The sequence below is a fragment of the Steroidobacter flavus genome (assembly GCF_042651805.1).
Taxonomy (GTDB): Bacteria; Pseudomonadota; Gammaproteobacteria; order Steroidobacterales; family Steroidobacteraceae; genus Steroidobacter; species Steroidobacter flavus.
The window spans coordinates 161,487-187,522 of the sequence record NZ_JBHSDU010000010.1; the positions used below are offsets into that span (position 1 = coordinate 161,487).

Consider the following 26,036-nt stretch of genomic DNA (forward strand, 5'->3'; position numbering starts at 1 on the left):
GGTCACTTTGTCGGCAGCGCGAAGCCATCGCCCGCCAGCGGAATCGCACCGGTCAGCAGCGCAGCTGCGGTCACGATCAGACTGGTGAGTACCGCCCACTTCAATGAGAACCGTTGGGCGTCGGCCACATCGACCCGAAGCAGTCCGCAGACTAGATAAATCGGTGCCAGCAACGGGCTCAGGGTATGCACCGGCTGGCCCATTAACGACGCTCGCGCGATCTCTTCGGCCGTGATGCCGTAGCTCGCGGCGGTTTGCGCGATGATCGGTACGACGCCGAAGTAGTACGCGTCGTTGGACATCACAAAGGTCAGCGGCATGCTGACGATGGCGGCGATCGGCGCAAGCAGCGGACCGATGCTGGGCGGGACGATGGACAGCGCGGCCTTGGCCATCGCATCCGTCATCCCGGTGCCGTTCAAGATGCCGGTGAAGGCGCCGGCTGCGAAGATCAGCACTACGATGTTGACGACATTCTCCGCGTGACACGCGAGCCGTTCCTTCTGTTCCTTCAGACGGGGATAGTTCAACGTGAGTGCGATGGCGAAGCACCCCATCATCAGCACGGGCAGCGGTGCCAGGCTGAGGAGCATTCCGAGCACCAGCGCGAGCGTGAGAATCAGATTCAACCAGAACAGATGAGGCCGGCGTGCGCTCGTGTCCTGCTGCAACTCCGTAAGGGAGGCAGCCTGAGCACCCGCTGTTGTGTCGGCAACGAGCGGTGCACCGGCCGCGAGCCGCCGCTTTTCCGACAGACCGAAACGCCAGGCCATGACGAGCACTGCCGATAAGGAGACTGCCATGGCTGGCAGCAGCGGCAGAAACACCTGGTTGAGATCGGCTTGCACGGCGGTCGCGGCGCGGGCCGACGGGCCGCCCCAGGGCACGAAATTCATCACCGAGTTGCTCAATCCCAGCAGCGTGGCGAGAATCAGCGGATTCATGCCGACCCTGCGATACACCGGCAGGAACGCCGTGATCACGATCAGCGCGGTGGTCGTGCCGTCGCCATCGAGCGAGACCACCATGGCCAGCACCGCGGTGCCGATACTGATTCGCACGGGATCTTCGCCGACCGCCGCCAGGACTCTTCGCACCAGCGGATCAAACAGTCCGGCATCCATTACAATGGCAAAGTACAGAACGGCGAAGCACAGCATCAGCGCGGTGGGCGTGACCTGCAGTACTCCTTCCAACATCATGTCGCCGAGGCCGGGCCCGACACCGGCGATGAGCCCGAACACGATGGGCACAGCGATGAGGGCCGCGATGGCGGACATCCGCTTGGTCATGATGAGCGTCATGAATGTGACGACCATCGCCGTGCCGAGCACGGCCGGGTTCAGAAGGGTGTCGGCGTTCAATGGCTAATTTTCCTGGAGGATGCGACCACGATGGCGGAGGAAACGAATGAAGGCGCGGAGGTGTGGGCCGATCCGCAGCACGCCGAGACCACGACGCATACGGTGCTGTCCAAGCTGCGCGAGTTGATCGTGACCGGAAAGATCGCGCCGGACGCGCGTTTGCGCGCCGAGGCGCTTGCGGAGCAACTCGAAGTGTCGCGAACTCCGGTGCGCAGCGCCCTCGCGTTGCTGTCCGCCGAGGGGTTGGTGAACTACAGCGTGAATCGCGGCTACACCGTGCGGCCGGTCACCATTCGCGATGTGTTCGATTCCATCGACGTGCGGGCGACGCTCGAGTCGCTGGCATGTCAGCAGTCGGTGGATCGCGGCTGGAGCGAGCAGGACCTGGACAAACTTGCTGGCCTGGCGCGGCAGTCGCGAGTCATCGTCGACAAGGGCGAGTGGTCCGAGGTCATCGAGCGTGAGTGGTATGAGGTCAATCGATTGTTTCATCGCTCGATTCATCGCGCCGCGCAGAATGCCGTGCTCAGAAACGCCATGCGCATGACTCTGATCTATCCAGTGCTGGGCGACGTGGCACGCATCTGTCCCAGTGTCGCTGGCCACGTCCCCCAGCGCTTTCGACAGTTGCCCACGTCGGTCCCCGAGCACATTCGCGAGTCACAACTCGATCACGAGAACGTGGTGCAGGCGATCCAGGCAGAAGATGGCAACGAGGCGGGCCGGCTCATGGCCGCGCACGTTCTGGCCACCAAGACGCGCCTGCACTCGGTCGCCACATTGCGCTGACTATGCTCTGGCCTGAATTCAAAGCTGTCAAGGATAAAATCCAAAGGCAGATAATTTTGCATCCAATCCGTTGACAGATTGAATCCCGTCGCCCTATCGTTTGCCTGACCTGCCAATCCGGCAGGGCATAACAACGACTTCAGGGGGCAACCATGAGTGCGAGCAGCCGACAGTTGTTGGTCTGCGTGGCGGGAGCATTGATGTCCGCGGCGAGTCCGAGTGGCGCGCAGTCGACGGCAACGTCGGAGCTGGAGGAGGTGCTGGTCACCGCGCAACGGCGTGGCGAGCGCCTGCAGGACGTCCCGATCACCGTGACGGTATTGGATGCGAACCAGGTCCAACAGGCTCGCGTGCAACAGATCGGCGACGTCGCAACCCGCACGCCGGGGTTGGGATTCGACGGGTTTCCAGCTTCACAGCCACGCATCGTGATTCGCGCTATCGGTTCGTCGGACCGTGGCGCTGCCGGTGACCCGAGCTCTGCCGTGTTCCTCGATGAAATCTATCTGGGCCGACCGGCGGCGGTGGCTTTCGACGCCTTCGACGTGGAGCGCATCGAAGTCTTGAAAGGGCCGCAAGGAACGCTGTATGGCCGCAACGTGGTCGGCGGCGCGATCAACGTGCTGAGTCGCCCACCGGATCCGTCGGCCTTCGATGCCGGCGCCGAAGTGACGGTTGGAAATTATCAAAGAGCCGACGGTGCGGCGTTCGTGAACGCGCCGCTCGCCGACGGCAAGGCAGCGGTTCGCGCCAGCGGCAGCTGGCGAACTCACGACGGCTACGTTCGCAATACCTTCACTGGCAATCGCGTCGAGGATCAGGACACCTCGAGCGCGCGTCTGCAATTCCTCGGCCGACCCAGCGACACCCTGCGCTTGTCACTCACCCTCGATGGCACTCGGGATCGAGCTGCGGGTCCCGCGCAACATACGCTCGACCTCGATGAAGGCGCTGACGAGGCAGTGTTCTGGACGGTGGATCGCGACCGAGAGCACACCGCGGGTTCCACCGACGGTTATCAGAATCGGGACACCTGGGGTGCGCGCGTGCAAGTGGACTGGGATGTTTCGTTCGCGACGTTGACCTATCTGGGCTCCTATCGCGATCTCGACTACGAAACTTCCTACGATTTCGACGGCGGCAACTCGAGCACGAACCTGATCGATATCGGTGGCGGCAACACCGAGCAAAGCGATTTTTACAGTAACGAGCTTCGAATCAGCTCGCTGCCCGGTGCTCGCGTGTCGTGGGTCGCCGGGCTCTATAACTTCGGCAGCGAGACCGATCGGCTGGATACGCTGGCGTTGGATATCGCAGGCGATGGCCTCACTGACATCTACACGCAGCGAGCGCTCCTGGACAGCTACGCCGTGTTCGGCGACGTGAGCTGGCCGCTGACGGACAGATTCTCTCTCACCGCTGGCGTGCGCTACTCTCGCGATGAAAAGGAATACCGCGTCTCGAACACGGCTGGCACCGGTGTCGTTCGCGCGCAAGAACAGTTCGACGTGAGCGTGGCCAAGAACTACGACGCTGCGACCTATCGTATCGGCGGCGCGTTCAATCTGGCGGAAGATCATCTGCTGTACGTGATGGTCTCTCGCGGCTTCAAGAGCGGCGGGTTCCAGGACACGCCGTCGTCGGCGGCGGATGCGGCCGATGACTTCGAGCCGGAGTACGCGACACAGTACGAGCTCGGGCAGAAGAGCACGTTCGCGGACGGCGCGCTCATCTGGAACAACACACTGTTCCTGCTGGACTACACGGACCTGCAAACGCGCCGTGTGCTCGACAATCTCGCCATCGTCACCGACAACGCCGGCGAGGCGACCATCCAGGGTTATGAAACCTATCTGAGCTGGCGAGCATTCGCCGGTGCGCGCCTGACGTTGAGCTATGCGTACACCGACGCGACCTTCGATGTGTTCTCGCCCGAGCCCGGCGTGAACTATGCGGGCAATCGCGTGTCGCGCACGCCGGAGCACAAGGTGGTGGTGTCGCCGTCGTACGAATGGGTGCTGTCGCAAGGCGCATCGCTGAGTTTCGCGGCCGACTACAGCTACGAAAGCAAGATCTTCGATGACAACTCCAACGTGGGGCCGGAGGTGCGCGAGCCCACGCACTTCGTCGACGCCCGCGTCATCTACACCAGCGCGGGCGAAAAATGGGCGGTGTCGTTGTGGGGCAAGAATCTCACCGATGAGCTCACGCGCAGCTTCCAGGCGACCTTCCTGGGGGCGAATTTTGGCGCCTACAACCCGCCGCGAACCTACGGCGCAACCTTTTACTGGAATTATTGATGCGAACCGATACGACAACGTTCGATGGACCGGTCCGGATATTCGTGCCCACGGGATCCTTGGGCGCGGGCGCGCGTGAGGAGGAGATTCGAGAGGCCATCGCCCGAGGCGCGCACGCGATTGCCACGGACGCCGGTTCCACGGACAGCGGTGCTGCGTACCTGGCACTGGGCATCTCGAAGAACAATAGAGGGTCGGTCAAGCGCGATCTGAGCTTGCTCATGAAAGCAGCGGCCGAGGCGCGAATTCCGCTGATCGTTGGCAGCTCCGGTCAGGCGGGCGGCGATGCCAACGTCGATTGGACGAAGGAGATCGCGATCGAGGTTGCCGCGGAGCTGAATCTAACGCCGCGTATCGCCGTGCTCTATTGCGAGCAGGACAAGGCGTCGCTCAAGACGCAGAACGCGGCAGGGAAGATTCGTGCGTTGCCGCCACTCGGGGACTTGGATGATGCCACCATCGACGCATGCGATCACATCGTGGCGGTGATGGGAGCGGAGCCTTATATCGAGGCGCTGAAGGCCGGCGCGGACATCATCCTCGGCGGGCGCACCACGGATACAGCCGTTCTCGCGTCCTATGCTTTGATGAAAGGAGCGCCGGCCGGTGCGTCGTGGCACGCCGCCAAAGTTGCAGAGTGCGGCGCTCAATGCACGGTGAATCCGACCGCGGCCGCCGGCGTACTCATCTGTATCGATAAAGAGGGTTTCGAGGTGCAGACGCTGGTGCCGGCGAATCACTGCGACCCGCACAGCGTCTCGGCACACATGCTGTACGAGAACAGCAATCCGTTCCTGCTCACCGAACCCGGCGGTGTGCTCGATGTGACGGACGCCGACTACGAGTCCATCGACGAGCGACGCGTGCGAGTCACCGGCTCAGTGTGGCGGCCGCAGCCCTACACGCTGAAGCTCGAAGGGGCGGGGCGCGGACGGTATCAAACATTGATGCTGATCGGCATCCAGGATCCCAATATTCTGGCGCGGGTCGATGAGTTTCACGACAAGATGCTGGCGGCGTTGTACGAGCGCACCCACAAGACCATCGGTCCGGCGGCGGGCGACTTCCATATCTCGCTGCGCATGTACGGTTGGAATGCGGTGTCGGGCGACAAGCCGCCGCGGGGCACAGCGGCCCCGCGTGAGATCGGTGTGCTGTTCGTGGCGACCGCCGATACGCAGGAGATGGCGACGCAGATCGCGAAGGCATGCAATCCCTATTTCTTTCACTTTCCCATCGACCTCGCGAAGGAACTGCCGAGCCACGGATTCGCGTTCTCGCCAGCGGACATCGAACGTGGGCCGGTGTACGAGTTCAAGTTGAATCACGTGGTGGAGGTCGACGATCCAATGAAACTGGTGCGGACGCAGTGGGTGGATCTTCGGCAGGAGCGCAAGTAATGCCCACGGTCAAGCAGGTTTGCCATCACATTCGTTCCAAGAACGCCGGCCCGTTCTGGGTGACCCTCGACCTGTTCTTCGACGGACCGGACAATTACCGGCGTTATGCCGATTCCCCGGTGCTCGGGCCCGAGCTGATCGAGCGGCTGTATGGGGCCGATCCGCGTCTGGTCAAAAAGTATCCGGTGCCGAAGCTGAACATGGTGAAGATCTCCTATGCACGAACCAACGTGCAAGGTGGCGAGGTCGAGCGCGACATGCACTGCGGACAGCAGTTCGTGCGCTTGTTGGACATCGAGCTGGACGTCTAGGCATGGGCGATCTCACGCGGAGGCATGAGGTTGTCGTCACTCAGCGCTTCTTCGACGAAGCGGCCATGGCTTATCTGCGCGATCACAACTGCAATGTGACGATCGCGGAGTTGCCGCCAGGCAAAGCAGACGGTGATCTACCCGAGGCAATGCTTCGAGAATGGTTGCAAGGCGCAGCGGGTTGGATTGTCGGGCATGCGCGCGTGACGCGCGATCTGCTGACGGCCCTCCCGCAGCTGAAGATCGTCTCGCGCAGGGGCGTCGGTTACGAGCGAGTGGATGTCGCTGCGATTCGCGAACTCGGGCGGGTTGCAACCATTGCAGCCGGTGGAAACGATGCGACGGTCGCCGACCAGACCATCGGCATGATGCTGGCACTCGGTCGCCGCTTCCGCGAGGGCCAGGCGGCAGTCGCTCGGGGCTCGTGGGCCATTCCGCTGGGCACGGATCTCTATCGGAAAACGGTAGGTGTCATCGGGCTCGGTCGAATCGGGCGCAGCGTGGTCAAGCGCTTGTCGGCGTTCGATTGCAAGGTGCTGGTCAATGCCCCCAGGCAGGATGCAGATCTCGCGGTCCAGCTGGGATTCGAGTATGCCGATCTGCAGACGGTGTTGTCGCAAAGTGACTATCTCACGTTGCATGCACCGCTGACGCCGCAGACACGCTTTCTGATCCGGGAAGAAACGATTCGCTCGATGAAACCGACCGCGTTCATCATCAACACGGCACGCGGCGGCCTCGTCGAAGATCGGGACCTGTTGCAGGCGCTCGAGAATCAGCGCCTGGCCGGGGCCGGCCTCGATGTGTTCATGAGCGAATCCGATCCCAGCTATCAATCCGTGACCCAGGCGCTGGCCTCCCTGCCCAATGTGATTGCTCAGCCTCACTCCGGTGCGTCCACCCGCGAAGGACTCGATCGCACGAACATGATCGCCGCGCGCTGCGTCGTCGACGTTCTGCACGGAGTGGACCCACCTCGTGAATGCATCGTCGCGGACGGCCGGGCCGTCCGTACTGCGTGAGTCAGCCATGAGTACCGCCAATAAACTCTCGATTCCCAGCGTTCAGGATCGCGTGTCCGCGGAGGAATGGCAGACTCGCGTCGATCTCGCCGCCTGCTATCGTCTCGTCGCGCGCTTCGGGTGGAGCGATCTGGTGTTCACGCACATCAGCGCTCGTGTGCCTGGCGTGAAGGACCAGTTCCTGATCAATCCCTACGGCATGATGTTCGAGGAGGTGACGGCGTCCTCGCTGGTCAAAGTCGGTATGGCTGGTGAGAAGCTCGACGATTCGCCCTTTCCAGTGAACCCCGCGGGCTTCGTCATTCACTCCGCCGTGCATTCGGCTCGTCACGATGCGCAATGTGTGTTGCACGTCCACAGTCTGAACGGCGTGGCCGTCTCCGCCCAGCGCGAGGGGGTGCTGCCGATTTCGCAGCAGGCGATGTTCGTTCTGGCGAGCTTGGCGTATCACGACTATGAGGGTGTCGCGCTCAACGACGAAGAGAAGCCACGGCTGGTTGCCGACCTCGGCAACAAGACCTTCTTCATGCTGCGCAATCATGGGCTGCTGACAGTGGGCCCGAGCATCGCGGATGCGTTTCTCGCGATGTATATATTCGAAGCCGCTTGCAACATTCAGATTCGTGCTCAATCGGGAGGCCGAGATCTGACGCCAATCCCGGCGGCGATGATCGCGGGCGCGCAGGCACAAGCCGCGGCGGTGACGCGTTCGCTGGGCGGCAAGCTGGTCTGGCCGGGACTGCTACGCATGCTCGACCGCGCGGATTTCTCGTACGCGACCTGACTCATCGATCACCATGCCGCGAACTCTCTACGACAAGCTGGTCGACAGCCATACCGTGCAGCGCCTCGATGATGAGCATGTCCTGCTCTATGCGGACTTGCACATCATGAATGAGTACACCAGTCCCCAAGCTTTCGCCGGACTACGCCAGCGCGGACTGCCAGTGCGCAGGCCGTGGCAGAACGTTGCGGTGGTCGATCACATCATTCCAACCCATCCGCTCAAGCATCGCGTGATCCTGGATGAAGCATCGGCGCTGCAAGCGAGCAATCTCGCGCGCAACTGCGAGCTGCACGGTATTGCGCTCTTCGACACCAACGATCCGTTGCAAGGTATCGAACACGTCGTGGCGCCCGAATTGGGAATGATTCGTCCCGGCATGGTGGTGTTGTGCGGTGACAGTCACACGACCACCTATGGGGCGTTCGGCGCGCTTGGCTTTGGTATCGGAACCTCAGAAGTGGAGCATGTGCTGGCGACGCAAACGCTGGTTCATCGAGTGGCGAAGAACATGCGCATTCGAGTGGACGGTCAGTTGGGCCTTGGGTGCACGGCCAAGGATCTGGTGCTTCATATCATCGCGAGCATCGGTGCTCAGGGTGCGCGAGGCTACGTGGTGGAATTCACAGGTGAGGGCATCGCAGCCTTGTCCGCCGAAGCGCGCATGACGATTTGTAACATGGCTGTCGAAGCAGGCGCGCGGAGCGCGCTGATCGAGCCCGATGAGGTCACCATCGAGTATGTTGCGGTTCGGGCCATCGATATGAAATGGCATCTGCCACGGGCGATGGAGCAATGGCGGCAGCTGCGCTCCGATCGTGACGCCCGTTTCCATGCGCAATTCCACTTCGATGCCAGCGAGGTCAGCCCTCGCGTGACTTGGGGGACCAGCCCCGATCAGTCGATTCCGATCGACCAGCGCGTCCCCGATCCGGCCGCGGCGATGACGCCTCAGCAGAGGGACGCAGCGAGAAGGGCGCTTCAGTACATCGGGCTCGAGCCGGGCGCCTCGCTGCAAGGCTTGACGATCGATCGCGTATTCATCGGCTCCTGCACCAATGCGCGCATCGAAGACTTGCGAGAGGTCGCCAAGGTCGTTCGCGGGCGCAAGGTCGATCCGCGCGTTCGAGCCATGGTCGTGCCAGGCTCAGGGGCGGTGCGCGATCAGGCGGAGGTGGAAGGCATTGCCGCTCAGTTGATCGCCGCAGGCTTCGAATGGCGTCAGCCAGGATGTTCCATGTGTCTTGCGATGAATGACGATGTGCTGCGACCCGGTGAGCGATGCGCTTCGACGACCAATCGTAACTTCGAAGGGCGCCAGGGACGCGCGGGGCGCACTCATCTCATGAGCCCAGCCATGGCAGCTGCCGCTGCGATTCACGGCTGCATCACGGACGTCCGTCGGTTGGAGCAAACACGTGTCCAGTGACAGAACGATTGCCGGTGTGGCGGCAGCATTGCCCATTCCCAACCTCGATACGGATCAGATCATGCCGAAGCAGTTCCTGCGCGGCATCGACAAGTCGGGACTCGATCGCGGCGTCTTCTACGATTTACGGTTTGACGCCGCTGGCACGCCGCGCGGCGATTTCGTCCTCAATCGTGCCGGGTATGACGCATGTCGGATCCTGGTCGGTGCGGAGAATTTCGGTTGCGGCTCGAGTCGCGAGCATGCCGTGTGGGGGCTGCTGCAGTTCGGTATCCGCGCCGTGATCGCGCCGAGCTTCGGCGAAATCTTTTATTCCAATGCCATGAACAATGGGTTGTTGCTGATCGGCGTCAGCCAGGCGGATGTCGATCGTTTCATGCACGATGTTCAGGCGCCGGCAACGAACAGAATGTCGATCGACCTCGAGCGTTTGCAAGCGCGTAGCGCGACACACACCGCGCAGTTCAGCATGTCTGCGCGCCATCGCCAGATGTTCATGGACGGGCTCGATCTCATCGGTGCGTCACTCGCGCGTGTCGCGGCGATTGCGGAATTCGAACGTAAACATTGGGAACGAGAACCTTGGTTGCAATCCGTCGCGGCGGTCGTCCGCGCACGCGTGCGTTAGTTACGAAGAGCGCGATTGAAATATTCGGCGTCTGCGTCTAACCCACGGCCGCTTCCGCGGTCTGTTCATTCTCCAATCCGAGGTTCTCTGCTTGAAACATTTCACGCCGTATCATGTCGCGGTGCTTGCTGTCCTGGCCGCGTGTAACGCCTCCGCCGATGAAAGCTCTGCCCGATGGGGTTTAGGGCTGGGCGCGATCGCCAGCGACAATCCCTACGTCGGACGAGGCGTGCGTTACTCGCCAGTTCCCTTGATTACTTACGATAGCGAGCGCCTGTTCTTCAAGGGCATCACGGCCGGCGTGCACCTGCTCGATACGAGCGCGCTCGAGATCGATCTCATTGCCGAGGCCAACTTCGACGGTATCGATGCCGAGGACTTCGGCGCTCGAGAGTTAGCTGAAAATGGCATCGATCGCGCACTGCTGTCGGATCGCAAGGACAGCGCCGACGTTGGCTTCGACGTGAGCTTCGCGAGCGGCTATGGCGAGCTGAAGTTTCAGGCGCTCGCCGACGTGCTCGATGCCAGCGGCGGCTATGAGCTGAGCGCGAGCTACGGCTATCCGTTCCGGCTGAGTGAACGCTTGGTTCTGACGCCGAGCGTCGGTGCGAAATGGTTGTCCGCCGACCGGGCGGATTATTACTACGGCATCCTCGATGAAGAGATTGCGCGAGCCGTGCCGCGCTATCGCCCGGGGTCCGTTGTCATTCCGGAGGTCGGGCTCGATCTGCAATACAGCTTCGCCGATCGGTGGGCACTGCTGGGGAATCTCAAGTACCGCGCGCTTCCGGGCAAGGTCGAGGAGAGTCCTTTGCTGGACTCCGGGCAGTCGATTCGATTGTTCATCGGAGTGTTGCGAGCATTCTGAATGGCGCCATGAGCCCGAATGGGTGCGGTCGCTCAGTCAGAGGGCAGAGCGATCGCGGCGAAGAACGGCTCGAGCGATTCCTGGCGCTCGAGCGTCCAGCAAATCTCGAGGATGTTACGTATCTGTTGCTCCGGAAGTCGCGTCCTGGCGAAGTCTCGAAACTTTCGTTCGATCTGCGCATCGGCAATGCCCATCCCCGCATTGCCCTGGGTGCCGAGCTCCTTGGAGAGGATCTTACCGCTGTGAGTCTGGATCGTTACTCGATTGGCGAGCGAGGGCATCTGTGCGGCCAGCACAGGGTCCTCACGCACACTGATCTTGTCGATGACCTCGATGACGCGCGGATCCGCAAGATCAGCCTCGTCATAAGTGGCGCGCGTGATCGTGCCGTCGATCAGCGCTCTCGCCACGGTGTAGGGCAGGCTGTGATCGGCTGTTTCGCGCGTCGTGGGGCGCCACTTCGCCGGGTCCTTTGCGAGAAACTTGAAGCCTACGTCGGTCGTGTCGATCTGGATCGTGGCGATATCATCGAGGCCCGACAGTTGCTCACGCAAATCGATCGCCGCCATCACTGCGGTCTGCATTTCACCGTTGGTCGGATACAGCTTGGTGCGCGCACGCAGGATGTGAAAGTCGCCGTTCTCGCGATTGCCGAAGGCGCGCACGTCGAGCTCGAACGGGCCACTGACCTGATTGAAGAAGCCCATCTCGCCTTCGAAGATGCTGCTCGGACCCGTCATCCCATGCTTTGCGAGATAAGCGCAGAACACTGCGTTGCGCGACGCGTTCGCCGCCGAGGCTCCCTTCCATCCCGAGAGCTCGCCTGAGCGCACCTGTCGCAGCGCTATGTGTCCGTTGAGCGCCATGCCGAGCGCGTGCACGAGTTGCGTCTTCGACAGACCGAGCAGCTTGCCAACGGCCAACGTCGCGGACACGGTGACAAAATTCACATGGTCCCACCCGCGACGAAACAGCGAGGCGACATCTTGCAGGCGCATCTGAATCTCGTAGGCGATGACGATGGCGAGGATCAGGTGTTTGGCAGTCAGGCCTTCAGCCTGCGCCACGGCCAGACAGGCGGGAATGTTGTCGCTCGAGTGCCCTGGCTCGAGACTGAAGTAGCCGTCGTTATAGTCGAGGAACCGCACCATCGTCGCATTTAGAAATGCAGCTGCCTCCGGGGTTGATTTCATTCGATCGAAAAAGAGGGTGGATGGGCCCGCGGGCAAGGTGGCAAGGTAGGAACGGATGCTGCGGACCGGCTCGCTATCCATTGCTCCCAGAGCGCAACCAATGGTGTCCACGAGGCGCTGACGCGTGGCATGGATCACGCCCTCCGGAAGATCGTGGTAGCTGAGTGACACTGTGTAGTCGGCGAGACGTTCGGCAAGCAGCAAGGGAGATCTCCAAGATAGCGGGGCGAGCTCAGGATCGGCCCGACCGATGCTAACGGAGTTCAGAGGGATCGACGTGCAACCGCCGTTGCAGCTTGCGTGGAACTCGAGGTGCGATGCCGGCGCACTAGATCCTCTGGCATCATTGGGCCGCGGCTCTGAGCAAACGAAGATCCGGTACGGACCACCGATCGCCCTTTCTGCGGATCAGTCCCGCTGCGCTCAGCGCGGAGATCTCTCTTTGCACCGCCTGTCGTGTCGCCTCCACGTGATCGGCGATATCGGTATGGGAGATCGGCAGGGTGAATGTTACGTCGCCATGCTCGTCGGTCGACCCTAATTGCTCGGCAAGCGTCGCGAGCATGGTCGCGATCCGGCTGCGTAGCCGCAACGTCCCCTTGAGATCTTGTCGATCGAACTGCAGCCTGACGAGACGCGCGAACTTTCGACAAAGCGCATCCGAGATCTCGCGATGACGCGCATACAGTTCCCAAAAGTCGGTGACCGCCAGACGCCGCACGCGACTCGGTACGAGCGCGATCGTCGTATGGTCGTAAATAGGGCGTTTGGTGATGACCGCTGTTTCACCGAAAGTGCTGCCCGCACTGTACAGCACGATGAACCGCGACCTGCCGTCCGGGAGATGTCGCATCAGCTTCAGATGGCCATGCTGGACCTGAAAGATTGCGGCGGGAGCCTCACCCGCCTCCTTGAGGGTCTGTTGCTTCTCGAGCGGGATCGTCTCCATGCGCGCGAGTATTGCCTGCTGAACGGCATCGGGAACTTCATCGATCCAGCTCTCCTTGTAGATCAGACCGACGGGTCCTCCTGTCGTGCTCGCCGAGCGTGTGTTCGACAACGCTAGCGTCACGGGCGCGCAACGGCAGAACGAACGGTCCTATCCGGTCTCATCGAGTCAGGGGCTTTGAGACACCAGCGTCCTGCGCGCTTTTGCAGGATGCCAGCATCGCTCATTGCGCTCATCTCACGTTGCAGGGCCTGCCGCGTCACCTCCAGATGCTCCGCGATGTCTGTATGGCTGATGGGCACCCGGAACAAACCATCGGGCGGCTCACCCATTCTCTTGAAGGTCATTCCCGCTGGCACGTCCACCGTGCGTACTCGAGCGGGCAACTCGCCGATCCAATTTTCAGGGCTGAGAAATCCGGTCATCGCTCCCTCATCAGGGTCTTGCGCGGGGCGCGGTACGATCAAAAGTCATTTTCTCGGGGAATGCAACCTTGGTTGCAGGCGTTGGGGCGCGCCCGCGGGCAAGCTGCGAGAGCGGCCGAAAGGGGGAATGATCAATGTGCAACCCAAAGCGTGCGCTTTGCGCGACATCAACGCTGGCGCTTTTCATGGCGCCCTCAGCCTTCGCACAATCGTCGGCGGCAACGCCCTGCGATGCGCCGGCCGCCGCGAGGGATCATGGCGGACTGGAGGTGATTGTGGTCACGGCGCGTCGCCGTGAGGAGGACGTTCAGAGCACGCCAGTGACGCTGACTGCGTTTTCAGGCGAGGCCTTGCAGGAGAAGGGCATCTCTCATCGATTTCTACGATATGGAGTGTCGGCGGCGCTTGGCCACGACTTCGGCAAGTTTGCGCTGTTCGGCTACTCAGGCGGCGGCCACTTTGCAGCTTGGAAGCGGAAGCGATCGCCACGCGTCGATTCGGGTGAGAAATCGCCATACATTTGCTCGAAGACTTTCGTGCCTTGCCCGTCGTAGACAGCGACGCCCATGGGTACGCGATGCTCGTTATATGTCTCGCGAGCGGCGCTGTCCACGTCAGTGAATGCGCTGGGAATGATGGGCTCGGACGGCACATCGTCATCGCCGCCGCAACCGGCAACGAAGCGGCCTGCGTAGTCGCAGTAACGTGTAACGCAGCAGCGAGCCGCAGGTTGACCCAGTTCGCGCCGATTGCGTAGTTGCAGGGAGTCGGCCGTTACTGCGCGAGCGCGTCGCGCGCGTATGCAAAACTAGGCACTGCTCATACGAGAAGGAACGACGACGTGGTCGACAACCCCGGACTTCATGCAATTCTCGCAATAGCATTCGTGTTGATCGCCCAGGCGGTAATGGCCGAAGCCGCGACGGTCTCGGGCGCGGCGATCAAAGCGCACACTGCCTTTCTTTCCGACGATCTGCTGGAAGGCAGAGAAGCAGGCACGAAAGGCTACGACATCGCGGCGGCGTATGTTGCCACTCAGTTTGCGTTATACGGCCTGAAGCCTGCGCGTGCGAGCTCGGACTTTTATCAGAAGGTGCCATTGCGTCGACGATCGCTGCAGCCTGATGGCGTGCGCTTCGAGTTACGAACGAAGAGTGGCACACAGCTGTATCAGAATGGCCGGGACATCGCGGTGGATGCCAGTCCTAGTACGCTCGAGGAGGTTATCGATGCGGAGATGGTTTTTGTCGGATGGGGCATCCGAGCTCCCGGTCTGCGGCACGACGACTATGCCGGGCTGAACGTCAAAGGCAAAGCCGTCGTGATTCTGGAAGGAGCGCCAGCCAGCTTTCCTGGTGCGCTACGTGCGCACTACAGTTGGATTCAGCAAAAGGAACGTATGGCCGCGGCGGCCGGCGCAGTCGCTCTACTGACGCTCAAATCACCGGAACGTGAACAGTTCTCGCCTTGGGAGCGGGCACGTCAGGCTCGGCCTTTGCCGGCGCTCGGATGGACCGATCGAGCGCCGAGCGTGAACGGACCGGCGATCAAGGCGACCATCACTCTGGGGCCAGAGGTGGCGCGATCGTTGTTTGCTCGAGCTGGCCACGATATCGATGAGATTTATCAGCAATCGACTTCCTCGCCGCCGCGCGGCTTCAATCTGCCGGCGTCGATGCGGCTGTCTCGACGATCCGTTCACGAAGACTCATCGACTGCGAACGTGATCGGCGTGCTGCCCGGTACGGATGCCAGGTTCAAAGACGAATATATAGTCGTCGCTTCGCACCTGGATGCCTGGGTAGGGCCTAAAGGGGGGGCGGACACCATTTACAACGGCGCAGTGGATAACGCGGGGGGCATTGCTGCGATGTTGGAAGTGGCGCGAGTGTTGAGCACCGGCGACGGCGCAAAGCGCTCAGTACTGTTCTTCGCCACCGCGGCCGAGGAGAAGGGGCTGTTCGGCTCGGAATATTTCGTGGCACATCCTCTGGTTCCGCTGGACGATATCGTTGCGGTCATCAGCGTGGATGGCCTCATGGCATTCCATGACTTCGCGGGCATCGTCGCGCTGGGCGCCGAACATTCCACGTTGGAAGAGATATCTCTTGCGGCCGCCCGATCTGTCGATGCGATCCACATGCCCGACCCGATTCCCGGTCGCGGCAATCTGGCCCTAAGCGATCAATATCCTTTCTTACGCGTCGGCATTCCCGTGTTGTTCCCCAATCCGGCGCGTGGCAACAGCCGGAACGGCAGTGAAGATGTAGCAACGTGGGATGATTATGAGTCTCGTCACTACCACCAGCCTTCCGACGACATGAAGCTGCCTTTGCGCTGGGACGTGGCTCAGCGATCGGGTGAATACATCTACGCCGTCGTTGCCGGCGCGGCGAACAGGCCGCATCGACCTCGGTGGTACGAGGGCGACGAACTCGCGGCCGTATTCGCTCCCACGGCCGATCGAGCTAAACGCCCATAGTCGCTCCACGCCCGGTATGCATCTGAGTATGGCGCGCTTGGCTCCTTACTCTTGCGAAGATGTAACAGTGCTTGTACATTTCCAGCATGCCCGCTCGCCCCACCCCCACGCTGGGTACGTTGCTGAGACATCTGATCGAGAAGCTCGACGGAGCGGTCGAGCAGAGCTATGTCGAATCGGGATTGGCGTATCGCCCTCGCTACACACCTGTCATGCGCGCCTTGATGGAGTCTGGGCCGACCTCGATCCGAAGCATCTCGCGCAGCGCCGGAATCACACATTCCGCCGCTAGCCAGACTGTCGCGCAGATGGTCGAGAAGGGGCTGGTGCAATTGGAGCCGGGTAGCGACGCCCGTGAGCGTATCGTCGCGCTCACACCGGTCGCGAAGGCGATGATTCCCAAACTCGAGCAACATTGGCGCGCCACCAACGACGCCGCCCGGATGCTCGACTCGGAACTCTCGACACCGCTGTCCGATCTGTTGCGGGAGGCCATCGCCGCGCTCGATCGTGCATCGTTCACGCAGCGTATCGATGCGGCGTCGCTGAAACACAAGCGTTCCAAAAGCAGGAAGAAAGCCTGATGTCGACTGTTCCGTTGAATCGTTTCAGCGCGGTGTTGGCCATATGCTGTCTCATTTGCGCCGCGACGCTGGCAGAGCCTCAGCCCGCTCAACCGCAGCTATCGGCTGCCGAGCGAGAGGCGGCACTAAAAGGCATCGTCAGGGCGTTCGAGGAAAAGTATGTATTTCCAGAGATGCGCCCTCGCATCGTCGAACGGCTGCAGGCAGCGGAACGCAGCGGTCGCTACAAGACGGATGATCCTTTAGTTCTGGCAGAACGAGTGACCGAGGATTTGAAGGAGGTGAGCCGGGACAAACATCTGTCGCTGAGCTTCGATCCCGCCGGATATGCCATCGCGAGCAGCAGTGAGGCGGAGGATGGCGGCGAGGAGGCGCTGTGGCAGCGGCTCGCGTTGCGCGAGCATCACGGGCTGACAGAAATGAAAGTCCTTGGCGGCAATGTCCGGTATCTGAGAATCAGCCGATTCGATTGGCTCACTGATCAGACCGGTGCCGCGTACGACGAGGCGATGCGGTTCCTGCGGGACGGGGACGCGGTGATCATAGATATCAGAGGTAACGGCGGCGGCGCCCACGCCGCGGTTCGCTATCTCGTGAGCCATTTCATGGATCCCGACGTATTGGAGATGACCTTCTTGGAAGGGTCGGAAACGCCGGCGCAATCGCGAACGCTGGAACACCTGCCGGCCGGCCGAATGAAAGGCAAGCCTCTGTATGTATTGATCGATCTCAGCGCGGCCTCGGCGGCAGAAGCCTTCGCCTATGACGTGCAACAGTTCAAACTCGGCGAGTTGGTGGGGACGAAGACTGTCGGTGCCGCCAACAACAATACGCTGCTGCCGATCGCGCCAAATTTTATTCTCAGTATCTCGTATGGCCGACCGGTTCATCCCATCAGCAAGACCAACTGGGAAGGAGTGGGGGTCACTCCGAGCATCCAGGCCAGTTCAACGCAGGCGCTGGAAGTCGCGCACTCCGTGGCGCTCGAGCGGCTCATCGAGAAGGACGATGTCAGCGCAGAGAATCGCGCCGAGTACGCGTGGGCCAAGGTCGCGGCCGATGCGAAGCTGAATCCTGTGACGATCCCGCCAGCTCATTTGCAAAGGCTGGCGGCGCGCTATGGGACGATGCGTGTCGAGTACCGGGACGGCACGCTATGGCTGACCCGACCGGATCGCGAACCGGCCCGCTTGTTGTCAATGAGCGTCGATGGCTTGTTTGCAGTTGAAAGAGTGGATGGCCTGCGCGTCAGGCTCACTGGCAAGACAATGGAGTTGCTGCGCGTGGGGGTGGCAAAGCCGCAAGTGGTGCCTCGAGGATAAGTTCGCTCGTGACCTGGCCGGGCTCGGTTGAACGAAACTTCGTTACTTCTTTTTCTGAGCCGACGCGCTCGAGTAACGAACGTGATTCACCAGCGTGCGTAGCTTGGGCGCTAGATTTCTGCGATCCGGAAAATACAGGTAGAAGCCGGCGAAAGACGGGCAGAAGCGTTGCAATAGCGGTACCAGCTCACCGCGTTGCAGATAGGGTCGAAATGTTTCTTCCATCCCGAAGGTGAGACCGCCGCCGGCGACTGCCGTGCGTATCATGACCCACATGTCATTCGTCGTGATTTGCGGGTTCACCGCCACATCGAACGCTCGTCCGTTGTCCTCGAATTCCCAACGATAAGGCTCGGCACGCGGGGCAGGGCGCCAGCCGATGCAACAGTGCTGCGTCAGTTCGCTCGGATGTTTCGGCGCACGCCGGCGCGCGAGATAGGACGGTGCGCCCACGACCAGCTGGCGTTGTTTCGATGAGACCGGCACGGCGACCATGTCCTGCTCGATGACTTCTCCGAGCCGAACGCCCGCGTCATAGCCCTCCGCGACGATATCGAACTCCTCATCGGTGATGGTGATGTCGAGCTGGATGCCGGGATGGCGCTCGACGAAGCTCGCGAATAACGAGCCTGAGATGAATCGCTCCGCGATCGAGGACACCGCAAGCCGTAGCAGGCCCGAAGGCGCAGCGTCGCGGTCCCGTGTCGCTTCGAGCGCAACGCTGACTTCACTGACTGCCGGCGCGACGCGCCGATAAAGCGCTTCGCCCGCTTCCGTCAGGCTCACGCTGCGACTCGTGCGCTGGACCAAGGCAATCCCCAGTCGATCTTCCATCCGACGAATCGTCTGACTGACCGCGGAGCGGGTCACGCCAAGGCGCCTGGCCGCGGTGGTGAAGCTCTTTGCTTCAGCCACCGCCAGGAATACTGCAACTCGATTCAGATCGACTGACATTGGTTAGCGAAACTTACCGGAGCGTCCAGCACGCGGCAAGTTCTCTTTCCCGCCCGTGCGCTCTAACTTATCCGCACAGGACTTGATGTCCGGCTGCTATTGGAGAACTGCAGATGACTTCACTCGATCACTATCGTTTGCTGGGCCGTTCCGGACTGCGCGTCGCACCGCTCGCGCTAGGAACCATGACCTTCGGTAAGGACTGGGGGTGGGGCGCCGATGCGGCGGAGGCGCGCCGCATCTTCGACCTCTACCTCGACCGCGGTGGCAACTTCCTCGACACGGCGGTGAACTACACCGATGGCGCCTCCGAGCGCTTGCTCGGCGAATTCCTGAAAGACAAGCGTGAGCGCGTGGTGCTCGCCACGAAGTTCACGATGGCACGTGAGCCTGGCAATCCCAACGCCGGCGGCAATCACCGCCTGAATCTGCTGCGCTCGGTGGAACAGAGCCTGCGCCAACTCGGCACCGACCGGATCGATCTCTTATATCTGCATGCCTGGGACTTCACTACCCAGCCTGAAGAAGTGATGCGAGCCCTCGATGATCTCGTGCGAGCGGGCAAGATCGTCTATGCCGGGATTTGCAATACGCCCGCCTGGCGCGTCGCGCAGCTCCAAACGCTCGCCGACTTGCGGGGTTGGTCGGCTTTCATCGCGCTCCAAATCGAGTACAGCCTGGTCGAACGGACCGTTGAGTACGAACTTCTGCCCATGGCGCAGGCGTTGGGTCTGGGGGTCCTGCCCTGGTCGCCGCTGGGCGGCGGCATTCTCACCGGCAAGTACGGTCGCGCCGATCTTTCTAATGAGAATGAAGCCAATGTTTCTCAGACCCGGAAGGGCGTGATCGCTTCGACCGGCCACCTCAATGAGCGTTCGCTAGGTATTGCGGAGGTGGTTGGCACGGTAGCGACGGAACTGAACGCATCGCGCTCTCAGGTCGCGCTCGCGTGGACGCTGCTCAATCCCGCGGTTGTGTCGCCGATCATGGGCGCCCGCACGCTCGAGCAGGCGAAGGACAACTTGGGCGCACTGGAGATCTCGTTCAGCGCCGACCAGCGCGACCGGTTGAACCATGCCAGCGCGCTGCCGCCCATCTTTCCGGAGCGGTTCATCGGTCGACCGATGGCTCAACAGCTCATCTTCGGCGGAACGACGATCGAAGGTCGGAGATAACGCGTGGGCCGATGGTGATGACGTCATCATCCATTCGATCGGCGAAGGCGTCGCCCGCGACGGCCGTCCTTATCGGAGCCGCTATGTGTGGATCTTCCGAATGCAGTACCTCACAGCAATGAGAGAGAGAGATCAATGTCACAACAACACCCTTATGTCGGCATGTGGGTCACCACGGACGGCCACATTCGTCAGCAGCTTCTACCGAATGGACGCTATGACGAAGCGCGTGGGTCTCGTGAGAGTGCCTACCAGGGACGATACGAAGTCAAAGGAAGCCACATCGACTACTGGGACGACACGGGCTTCACAGCGGACGGCACGTTCGTCAGCGAGGACGAGCTGCACCACGGTGGAATGATATTCAGGCGGGAGAAGTAGGTGGCATGAGACGAACCTGCTCCGGGGGCGGGCATCGGCAATGCGGCGGCATGACTGCCGGTGTTGCCCCTGTGTCGTGACGGTCAAGGAAAGTTTCCCATCTTCTTCGGGAATTTCTCCGTGGCTTGTCCAGGTGCGGGATGCTTAGACTGCCTGCCACAAGACCTGGGTCGACCGCTGCACAAGGAATGCACGATGTCGGAACAATGCCGGGGAGGGCCGATCGCGGTTGGCTCGCTTCCTTCTCCGATTGCAATTGCGTTCGTGTGCTACGGCGTCGTGCTTTCGGAGATCGCGGCGGCTCAACCATCCGACGATGTCTCGAGCGAGGTCAAACCCGATGTCATCGTGGAGGGCGTGCGCCCGACCGATGCCGGGCCCATGCCAGGCTTGCTGCTGAACCAAGACCAGATCCCTGGCAACGTTCAGAGCTTGGGCAAGCGAGAGATTGCCGAGTCGAGGGCGCTCAGTGTCGGTGAGCTCATGAACGAGAAGATGCAAGGGGTCAGCATCAACGACTACTCGGGCAATCCCTTTCAGATGGATGTGAACTACCGAGGCTTCACGGCCAGTCCGCAGACGGGCACGCCCCAGGGCCTTTCGGTATTTTTCGATGGCATTCGCGTCAATGAGCCGTTCGGCGATGTCGTGAACTGGGATCTGATTCCGATGAATGCGATCGAGCGGCTCGATGTGTTTCCCGGCTCCAACCCGCTCTTCGGACTCAACACGCTCGGTGGCGCGCTCTCCGTGCGTACGCGTAGCGGGTTCTCATCGCACGGAATCGAAGCGAGCGGTCTGACGGGATCTTTTTCCCGTCAGCAGGGACAACTGACGGTGGGCGCGAACAACGGTGTCCTCGGTGGTTTCGCTGCTCTGAACTTTTTCGAGGAGGACGGCTGGCGTGACCATTCACCCTCGCAGGTCCGGCAATTCTTTGGCCGAGCGGATTGGCGAGGTCGGCTGGGCGTGATCACCGCCTCGGCGCTGCTCGCCGACAACGATCTCATCGGCAACGGCTTGATTCCAAGCGAGCTCTATGACGAGCGCCGGGAATCGGTGTTCACCTCACCCGATGAGACTCAAAACAGACTCAGGCAGTTTGCGCTGAGCGGGGCGTACGATGTCTCTGAAGCTCTCAACATCACCGCGCAGGTCTACCGCCGCAGCAGCGATCGGGATGCGTTGCACGGCGATGCCTATGAAGGCTTCGATGATTTCAGTTTCGACCACGATGCGGTCGCGGACCTGACGCAACCCGGACGGTTTCTCGCGCGCAACGGCGCGGTGCAGACACGTCTGGTGGGCGGTATCACCTCGGGTTCGGGCGTGGTCGATGGAACACCGATCGGGCTCATGACGCCGACTACGCTGAGCCAGACGACCTATGGCGGCGCCGTGCAGGCGAACTGGAATCTGCCGAGTCACAAATTCATGGTCGGTGTGTCGATAGACCGCAATCGAGCGGCCTATCGCATGGTTCAGCGTCTGGCACTCATCGACGCCTCGCACCGGGTGTACCTCGATCCATCCAACGTCGCTCCTCAGTACTACGCTGCCGCGAACGATGTGCCTGGCAATGATTTTCGAGGCACCGGGACGACCCGCAGCGCCTATTTCAGCGAAACGTGGTCGATGCTGCCGAGCCTGCATCTGACGCTTGCGGGCCGGTACAACAGGACGGGCGTCGATAGCGATCTGCTCGTGCGTGCAGCGCTGGATGACTTGCACGAGCTGCGCACCGGCAGCGCCATCATCGACCAACTCGTCAACGACCAGACGCGCACCAAGGAATCGTTCGACTACAGCTCGTTCAATCCGCAGGTGGGCATCAATTGGCTGCCGGTTCCCTCGATCAATCTTTACGGGAATGTCAGTCGCGGCGCTCGCGTGCCTTCGGTGGTCGAATTGGGATGTGCGTTCGACGACACGCTGGTCGACATCCCGTTCGGAAATCTCACTTCGCGAGCACCGCGGAGCCTGGTCTCCCCGGGGTGCAGTCTGCCGACCACGCTCTCCGGCGATCCCCATCTGCCGCAAATCCGTTCCGACTCGGCGGAGGCCGGTGCGCGCGGCACGCTGGGACGCCGGTTTCAGTGGAATGCGAGCGTGTTTCGCACCGATCTCCAAGACGATATTTATTTCGTCGGCGTCGGCGATGGCAAGAGTTACTTCGACACGGTCGGCAAGACGCGGCGTCAGGGCTTCGAAGTGGGCGTGGCGGGCGAGGTGGGAATGCTCGAACTGAGACTCGCGTACTCCTATACGCAGGCGACGTTCCAATCGACGTTCTACACGGTGAGTCCCCACAACAGCAGCGCGGACTTCAATCAGAACTCGCAGGCGTCGACCAATCTTCCGGAGCTGGGGGCGTTCAATTCGCTGCCCTCGCCGACAGCGAGCGCCAACGGTGGGCGCGGCACCTATCGCATGATCCGCATCGATCCCGGCGCACGCCTGCCAGGTATTCCCGAGCACAACTACAACGGCACATTGACACTGAATCTCACGCCAGCGTGGAAGATCGGCCTCGAGGCCACCGCGCATTCCTCCTCCTACGTGCGAGGCAACGAGAATAACTTGCATGAGCCCGGCGGCACGGATCAGGAGACCGGGCTCTACTTCTGTTCTCTGGGCGGCGGCTGCGCGACGACCGGTCTCGAGCAGACTTTCGTGCGTCGTGGCCGGCCGTTCACCAACGAGGGACGGACCGAAGGCTTCATCGTCTTCGATCTCGATACGAGCTACCGGATCGGCGAGCGCCTGGTGCTGTTCGCGCGGATCAGCAATCTCTTCGACGAGGATTATTTCAGTGCCGGCCGCCTGGGCGTGAATCCATTCTCGCCCGCGGTCAACGGCGCGATCGGTCCGAGCGGCTGGAACTACAACTCGAGCGAATGGCAGAACTCGACCTATGTCGGGCCCGGAGCGCCGCGCGGGATCTGGTTCGGCTTCACGTATGAATCGAGATGAGGACGTTGCACTAGCAATCACAAGAAAAGGAGCGAACAGATGAAACGGAAGATTCTTTACGGAATGATCGCATCGAGCGCGGGGCTGTGGCTCGCGACAGGCCAGGCGACGTTAGCTGCGGGCTTCGAGCCGCTGTCGAAGGTGGGCGATTCGGTCCTCACCCAATGCAACCCCACGAGCTCGAGCTCGAACCAGCACTGCAAGGTGACGAGCCTGCCCGGCGAGCCGGGCTATACGCTGGTCGCATCGCGTTCGGCACCGCTGATCTACAACGATATCGAAATCGGTACAGTGAACGAGCGGGTCTGGCGCAACGTCGCGAAGCCGAAGCTCTACATCTTCGGCGTGCGCGCGATCATGAATGCGAATCAGTGGGACTCGAGCGGCACCGCATTCAATGTAAACGATCTGTTCCGCCAGACGCGGCCTGGAAAGGCCGTGTCGGTGGCCTACTTTCTGGACGGCGCGACCGAGGCATTGCACGAGGCGGGACGTACCGTACAGGGCCTGAACGAGTTCGAAGGCGATGAGCCGGAACGCGACAACACGTGGGTCGATTTCCGCATCGACGCCAACGCCGCCGATCCGGACGGCACGAGCAGCGCACGCTCGCCCTGGTTGTTGACCAAGACGCGTGCGCCTACCGGGTTCTCGCTCAACGCGCTGGGTCTCAGGGTGTTGAACTCCGATGTCGACGATCCCTTCGATGCGGTCGATTTCTACACGACCAGCTATCAGCCGAACGGCGTGCCGCCCCCAGAGGATGACGACGAAGAGGAGGGCGACGACTAACGCCCTTCGGCGTGCAACGACGCAAGAATTCTCTACAGGAAGGAGACGTACCGTGAACACATCAGATGCTTTGTCATATGCGCTGGTCCTCGGCGCGAGCGCGGCTTTGTTTCATCAGGCGCCGGCGCGAGCGGCCGAGTGCGTGCTGCCCGATACGGGCGAGCCGATCGTCACCGTCAATCCCAAACCCTTCACCGTTCCACCGCCGTCGACGTGTCTCGTGGGTGGCCTGCCCGGCGGGACCGGGGGCCTGGCGGGCTATATTCTGAAAGCCACCCGTACGGCCAACATCACCGTGAGCGGAGTCAACGTCGGCACTCTATACGACCGTGTTTATTGTCTCGGCACTGCGTCCACGTGTGATGCGACCAATACGTTCATCCTCGCCACGCGGGTTCGTATGGCCGCGACGCCGGTGAACTTTCCGGCGCGCAATCCCAATTGCCCGCTATGGAGCGGGACCAGCAACGATTGTTTCGAGATCAACAATCTCTTCCGCAACATCCGCGGTACCGGCGTATCGCTGACAGCTTCGGTCAGCTATTGGATGGGGAGCGGCAGCACCACGGGGACCGATCCCGACAACTCGCTGGCCGTGAAATATCTCGAGTACACCGGCAAGACCTACAAGGGCCTGAACCAGGTCGTGCCGCCGGGAGCCGCGGCCGATCGGGACAACGGCAGAGTGATGTACTGGGCGGACACCAACATCTTCGATCCAGATGGTGTGAACAGCGTTTGGTCGCCATGGCTGTTCGTGAGTCAGAACTGCCCCTTCGGCGGCGCCACCGACCACTACGTACTGACGAACTTCGCCATCAAGTACTGGCAGGGCGGCGAGGAGACGCAGATTCCAACCAACATCCAGGCGCAAGCGTACGCGTGCAAGACGTCCTGATCGGTTGAAGCGGGCGGGCGCCGTCGCCGAACGACGCCCGCCGACTTCGGACCGGACTTTGCCTCGAGGAGATCATGGCTGTGCAGAGGTCAATGCGAACATGGATCGTGCCGTTGCTGGTGGGGACTGTAGCGATCGTCGCGCTTGCTGTTACGAAGCAGGGCGAGGACGTTGAACAGCATCCGATCAACCAGTCCGCCATCACGGCGCGCACCGAACGGATCGAGTCGGCCCCCGCGATCGTCGAGACATCGAAGTCGGCGCGTTCTTGCGCCGGCCAGCAACTCGAAATCGCGATGAACGAGACCATCGAGCCCGTGTGCATGGGCACGTTCGTCACAAAACACAACGGCAGTGTACGCGCCCATCAAATCTCCACGCTCACCGTGCCACAGCGCTGGCTGCGTGTCGAAGTCGCCGGCGGCACCATCCTTTCAACTGCTTGGGGCAGTCACGTGCGGCCGGAGTTCCACTGCCAGGCCGGAGGGTGCAAAGGCATCACGATCAGCAGGCGCGATGCTCGAGGAGTTCGCATGATGACCTTTGAGCATACTGCTTTGATGCCAACGAGCTCGAACGCAACGCCCTCAACGCGAGAGTCTCTGCGCTTGAGCGGACGGATCGAGATCCCTGCGGAGGAACTGTCGGAACTTGCGTGTCCTGACCAGGGCGTCAGCATCGTCACCAGCGACAGTTCCTCGCAGACCTTCTGTCCGCAGGGAGGCGCGGGGTTCGAGGTCGCCGATGACGGCAGCAAGCGCTATCGCTTCAGCAACCTCGATGGCGAATCGATCCTGGTCGCGACCGATCAGAATCAGCAGATCAGGCGGGTCCAGTTCGAAGGCGAGGTTTCGCTGGCATGCCGGACCGGCGAATGCGGCAGCGTGCGAATGTCTGTCGCAGACGCCGAAGGCGCACGCCGCTTCACTTTTTCCGGTACCACATTGATCGACACGGAGAGCGGCCAGAGCAATGCCGTGCTGAACGGGTCGCTCATCCTGCCGCCGATGTAG

The 26,036-nt window shown here is 61.5% G+C and carries 24 protein-coding genes; 18 read left to right on the forward strand and 6 right to left on the reverse strand.

Features of this window, described 5'->3' with window-relative positions; genetic code table 11:
• Positions 1 to 2: 2 nt before the first annotated feature.
• Positions 3 to 1,319, reverse strand: a complete 1,317-nt coding sequence (locus ACFPN2_RS22110; protein ID WP_380600893.1) for a CitMHS family transporter — start codon at positions 1,317 to 1,319, stop codon at positions 3 to 5.
• Between the two features lie 75 nt (positions 1,320 to 1,394).
• Here ACFPN2_RS22110 and ACFPN2_RS22115 point away from each other — a divergent pair, with 75 nt between their 5' ends.
• The 9 genes from ACFPN2_RS22115 (at position 1,395) to ACFPN2_RS22155 (ending at position 10,895) form a co-directional block, all read left to right on the forward strand.
• Positions 1,395 to 2,153 carry a GntR family transcriptional regulator gene (locus tag ACFPN2_RS22115; RefSeq protein ID WP_380600644.1) on the forward strand — a complete coding sequence of 253 codons (759 nt, stop codon included), beginning with the start codon at positions 1,395 to 1,397 and terminating at the stop codon, positions 2,151 to 2,153.
• 152 nt (positions 2,154 to 2,305) lie between these two features.
• Complete coding sequence (locus tag ACFPN2_RS22120; protein WP_380600646.1) at positions 2,306 to 4,453, forward strand: TonB-dependent receptor; 2,148 nt, start codon at positions 2,306 to 2,308, stop codon at positions 4,451 to 4,453.
• The gene (locus ACFPN2_RS22125) at positions 4,453 to 5,853 is read left to right on the forward strand and encodes an acyclic terpene utilization AtuA family protein (protein WP_380600648.1); all 1,401 of its coding nucleotides are present in this window, start codon (positions 4,453 to 4,455) and stop codon (positions 5,851 to 5,853) included. The genes ACFPN2_RS22120 and ACFPN2_RS22125 overlap by 1 nt, the downstream gene beginning before the upstream one ends.
• Complete coding sequence (locus tag ACFPN2_RS22130) at positions 5,853 to 6,164, forward strand: DUF4387 domain-containing protein (RefSeq protein WP_380600650.1); 312 nt, start codon at positions 5,853 to 5,855, stop codon at positions 6,162 to 6,164. Before ACFPN2_RS22125 ends, ACFPN2_RS22130 begins: the two co-directional genes overlap by 1 nt.
• A gap of 2 nt (positions 6,165 to 6,166) precedes the next feature.
• Positions 6,167 to 7,186 carry a phosphoglycerate dehydrogenase gene (locus tag ACFPN2_RS22135; protein ID WP_380600652.1) on the forward strand — a complete coding sequence of 340 codons (1,020 nt, stop codon included), beginning with the start codon at positions 6,167 to 6,169 and terminating at the stop codon, positions 7,184 to 7,186.
• Between the two features lie 7 nt (positions 7,187 to 7,193).
• The gene (locus ACFPN2_RS22140; RefSeq protein ID WP_380600653.1) at positions 7,194 to 7,970 is read left to right on the forward strand and encodes a class II aldolase/adducin family protein; all 777 of its coding nucleotides are present in this window, start codon (positions 7,194 to 7,196) and stop codon (positions 7,968 to 7,970) included.
• A 13-nt stretch (positions 7,971 to 7,983) separates the two neighbouring features.
• Positions 7,984 to 9,399 (forward strand): 3-isopropylmalate dehydratase large subunit, encoded by a 1,416-nt coding sequence (leuC, locus tag ACFPN2_RS22145; RefSeq protein WP_380600654.1) that lies wholly within the window; start codon positions 7,984 to 7,986, stop codon positions 9,397 to 9,399.
• Complete coding sequence (gene leuD, locus ACFPN2_RS22150; RefSeq protein ID WP_380600656.1) at positions 9,389 to 10,027, forward strand: 3-isopropylmalate dehydratase small subunit; 639 nt, start codon at positions 9,389 to 9,391, stop codon at positions 10,025 to 10,027. Before leuC ends, leuD begins: the two co-directional genes overlap by 11 nt.
• A gap of 91 nt (positions 10,028 to 10,118) precedes the next feature.
• Complete coding sequence (locus tag ACFPN2_RS22155; protein WP_380600657.1) at positions 10,119 to 10,895, forward strand: MipA/OmpV family protein; 777 nt, start codon at positions 10,119 to 10,121, stop codon at positions 10,893 to 10,895.
• A 32-nt stretch (positions 10,896 to 10,927) separates the two neighbouring features.
• On the opposite strand, the gene ACFPN2_RS22160 is transcribed toward ACFPN2_RS22155, so the two are convergent.
• The 4 genes from ACFPN2_RS22160 to ACFPN2_RS22175 form a co-directional block, all read right to left on the reverse strand.
• On the reverse strand, positions 10,928 to 12,292 hold the full coding sequence (locus ACFPN2_RS22160; protein WP_380600659.1) for an MmgE/PrpD family protein: 1,365 nt from the start codon (positions 12,290 to 12,292) through the stop codon (positions 10,928 to 10,930).
• A gap of 139 nt (positions 12,293 to 12,431) precedes the next feature.
• A complete protein-coding gene (locus ACFPN2_RS22165; RefSeq protein WP_380600661.1) occupies positions 12,432 to 13,037 on the reverse strand; it encodes a Crp/Fnr family transcriptional regulator in 606 nt (201 codons plus the stop codon).
• A 119-nt stretch (positions 13,038 to 13,156) separates the two neighbouring features.
• Positions 13,157 to 13,462, reverse strand: coding sequence for a helix-turn-helix domain-containing protein (locus tag ACFPN2_RS22170; protein WP_380600662.1), 306 nt, complete (start codon positions 13,460 to 13,462; stop codon positions 13,157 to 13,159).
• Positions 13,463 to 13,901: 439 nt separating this feature from the next.
• Positions 13,902 to 14,114 (reverse strand): hypothetical protein, encoded by a 213-nt coding sequence (locus ACFPN2_RS22175; RefSeq protein ID WP_380600664.1) that lies wholly within the window; start codon positions 14,112 to 14,114, stop codon positions 13,902 to 13,904.
• 189 nt (positions 14,115 to 14,303) lie between these two features.
• Between ACFPN2_RS22175 and ACFPN2_RS22180 the strand changes: the two genes are divergently transcribed.
• The 3 genes from ACFPN2_RS22180 to ACFPN2_RS22190 all read left to right on the forward strand — a co-directional run bounded on the left by ACFPN2_RS22180 (position 14,304) and on the right by ACFPN2_RS22190 (position 17,850).
• Positions 14,304 to 15,944 carry a M28 family peptidase gene (locus ACFPN2_RS22180; protein WP_380600666.1) on the forward strand — a complete coding sequence of 547 codons (1,641 nt, stop codon included), beginning with the start codon at positions 14,304 to 14,306 and terminating at the stop codon, positions 15,942 to 15,944.
• A gap of 86 nt (positions 15,945 to 16,030) precedes the next feature.
• Positions 16,031 to 16,528, forward strand: a complete 498-nt coding sequence (locus ACFPN2_RS22185; protein WP_380600668.1) for a MarR family winged helix-turn-helix transcriptional regulator — start codon at positions 16,031 to 16,033, stop codon at positions 16,526 to 16,528.
• The gene (locus ACFPN2_RS22190) at positions 16,528 to 17,850 is read left to right on the forward strand and encodes a S41 family peptidase (protein WP_380600670.1); all 1,323 of its coding nucleotides are present in this window, start codon (positions 16,528 to 16,530) and stop codon (positions 17,848 to 17,850) included. Before ACFPN2_RS22185 ends, ACFPN2_RS22190 begins: the two co-directional genes overlap by 1 nt.
• 42 nt (positions 17,851 to 17,892) lie before the next feature.
• Here the strand turns inward: ACFPN2_RS22190 and ACFPN2_RS22195 are convergent, their stop codons facing one another.
• The gene (locus ACFPN2_RS22195; protein ID WP_380600672.1) at positions 17,893 to 18,804 is read right to left on the reverse strand and encodes a LysR family transcriptional regulator; all 912 of its coding nucleotides are present in this window, start codon (positions 18,802 to 18,804) and stop codon (positions 17,893 to 17,895) included.
• 113 nt (positions 18,805 to 18,917) lie between these two features.
• On the opposite strand from ACFPN2_RS22195, the gene ACFPN2_RS22200 reads away from it, so the two are divergent.
• From ACFPN2_RS22200 to ACFPN2_RS22225, 6 genes are all read left to right on the forward strand, one after another.
• Complete coding sequence (locus ACFPN2_RS22200) at positions 18,918 to 19,979, forward strand: aldo/keto reductase (protein ID WP_380600674.1); 1,062 nt, start codon at positions 18,918 to 18,920, stop codon at positions 19,977 to 19,979.
• An 87-nt stretch (positions 19,980 to 20,066) separates the two neighbouring features.
• Positions 20,067 to 20,360, forward strand: coding sequence for an Atu4866 domain-containing protein (locus ACFPN2_RS22205; RefSeq protein ID WP_380600676.1), 294 nt, complete (start codon positions 20,067 to 20,069; stop codon positions 20,358 to 20,360).
• 195 nt (positions 20,361 to 20,555) lie between these two features.
• On the forward strand, positions 20,556 to 23,333 hold the full coding sequence (locus ACFPN2_RS22210; protein WP_380600678.1) for a TonB-dependent receptor: 2,778 nt from the start codon (positions 20,556 to 20,558) through the stop codon (positions 23,331 to 23,333).
• 39 nt (positions 23,334 to 23,372) lie between these two features.
• Positions 23,373 to 24,125, forward strand: a complete 753-nt coding sequence (locus ACFPN2_RS22215; protein WP_380600680.1) for a hypothetical protein — start codon at positions 23,373 to 23,375, stop codon at positions 24,123 to 24,125.
• A gap of 52 nt (positions 24,126 to 24,177) precedes the next feature.
• The gene (locus ACFPN2_RS22220) at positions 24,178 to 25,023 is read left to right on the forward strand and encodes a hypothetical protein (RefSeq protein WP_380600682.1); all 846 of its coding nucleotides are present in this window, start codon (positions 24,178 to 24,180) and stop codon (positions 25,021 to 25,023) included.
• Positions 25,024 to 25,115: 92 nt separating this feature from the next.
• Positions 25,116 to 26,036, forward strand: coding sequence for a hypothetical protein (locus ACFPN2_RS22225; protein ID WP_380600683.1), 921 nt, complete (start codon positions 25,116 to 25,118; stop codon positions 26,034 to 26,036).

Coding starts and splice junctions, on each gene's coding strand:
- ACFPN2_RS22110 (WP_380600893.1), bottom strand. CDS start 1,319: ATGGTCGTCACATTCATGACGCTCATCATGACCAAGCGGATGTCCGCC.
- ACFPN2_RS22115 (WP_380600644.1), top strand. CDS start 1,395: ATGGCGGAGGAAACGAATGAAGGCGCGGAGGTGTGGGCCGATCCGCAG.
- ACFPN2_RS22120 (WP_380600646.1), top strand. CDS start 2,306: ATGAGTGCGAGCAGCCGACAGTTGTTGGTCTGCGTGGCGGGAGCATTG.
- ACFPN2_RS22125 (WP_380600648.1), top strand. CDS start 4,453: ATGCGAACCGATACGACAACGTTCGATGGACCGGTCCGGATATTCGTG.
- ACFPN2_RS22130 (WP_380600650.1), top strand. CDS start 5,853: ATGCCCACGGTCAAGCAGGTTTGCCATCACATTCGTTCCAAGAACGCC.
- ACFPN2_RS22135 (WP_380600652.1), top strand. CDS start 6,167: ATGGGCGATCTCACGCGGAGGCATGAGGTTGTCGTCACTCAGCGCTTC.
- ACFPN2_RS22140 (WP_380600653.1), top strand. CDS start 7,194: ATGAGTACCGCCAATAAACTCTCGATTCCCAGCGTTCAGGATCGCGTG.
- leuC (WP_380600654.1), top strand. CDS start 7,984: ATGCCGCGAACTCTCTACGACAAGCTGGTCGACAGCCATACCGTGCAG.
- ACFPN2_RS22165 (WP_380600661.1), bottom strand. CDS start 13,037: ATGGAGACGATCCCGCTCGAGAAGCAACAGACCCTCAAGGAGGCGGGT.
- ACFPN2_RS22170 (WP_380600662.1), bottom strand. CDS start 13,462: ATGACCGGATTTCTCAGCCCTGAAAATTGGATCGGCGAGTTGCCCGCT.
- ACFPN2_RS22185 (WP_380600668.1), top strand. CDS start 16,031: ATGCCCGCTCGCCCCACCCCCACGCTGGGTACGTTGCTGAGACATCTG.
- ACFPN2_RS22190 (WP_380600670.1), top strand. CDS start 16,528: ATGTCGACTGTTCCGTTGAATCGTTTCAGCGCGGTGTTGGCCATATGC.
- ACFPN2_RS22195 (WP_380600672.1), bottom strand. CDS start 18,804: ATGTCAGTCGATCTGAATCGAGTTGCAGTATTCCTGGCGGTGGCTGAA.
- ACFPN2_RS22200 (WP_380600674.1), top strand. CDS start 18,918: ATGACTTCACTCGATCACTATCGTTTGCTGGGCCGTTCCGGACTGCGC.
- ACFPN2_RS22210 (WP_380600678.1), top strand. CDS start 20,556: ATGTCGGAACAATGCCGGGGAGGGCCGATCGCGGTTGGCTCGCTTCCT.
- ACFPN2_RS22215 (WP_380600680.1), top strand. CDS start 23,373: ATGAAACGGAAGATTCTTTACGGAATGATCGCATCGAGCGCGGGGCTG.
- ACFPN2_RS22225 (WP_380600683.1), top strand. CDS start 25,116: ATGCGAACATGGATCGTGCCGTTGCTGGTGGGGACTGTAGCGATCGTC.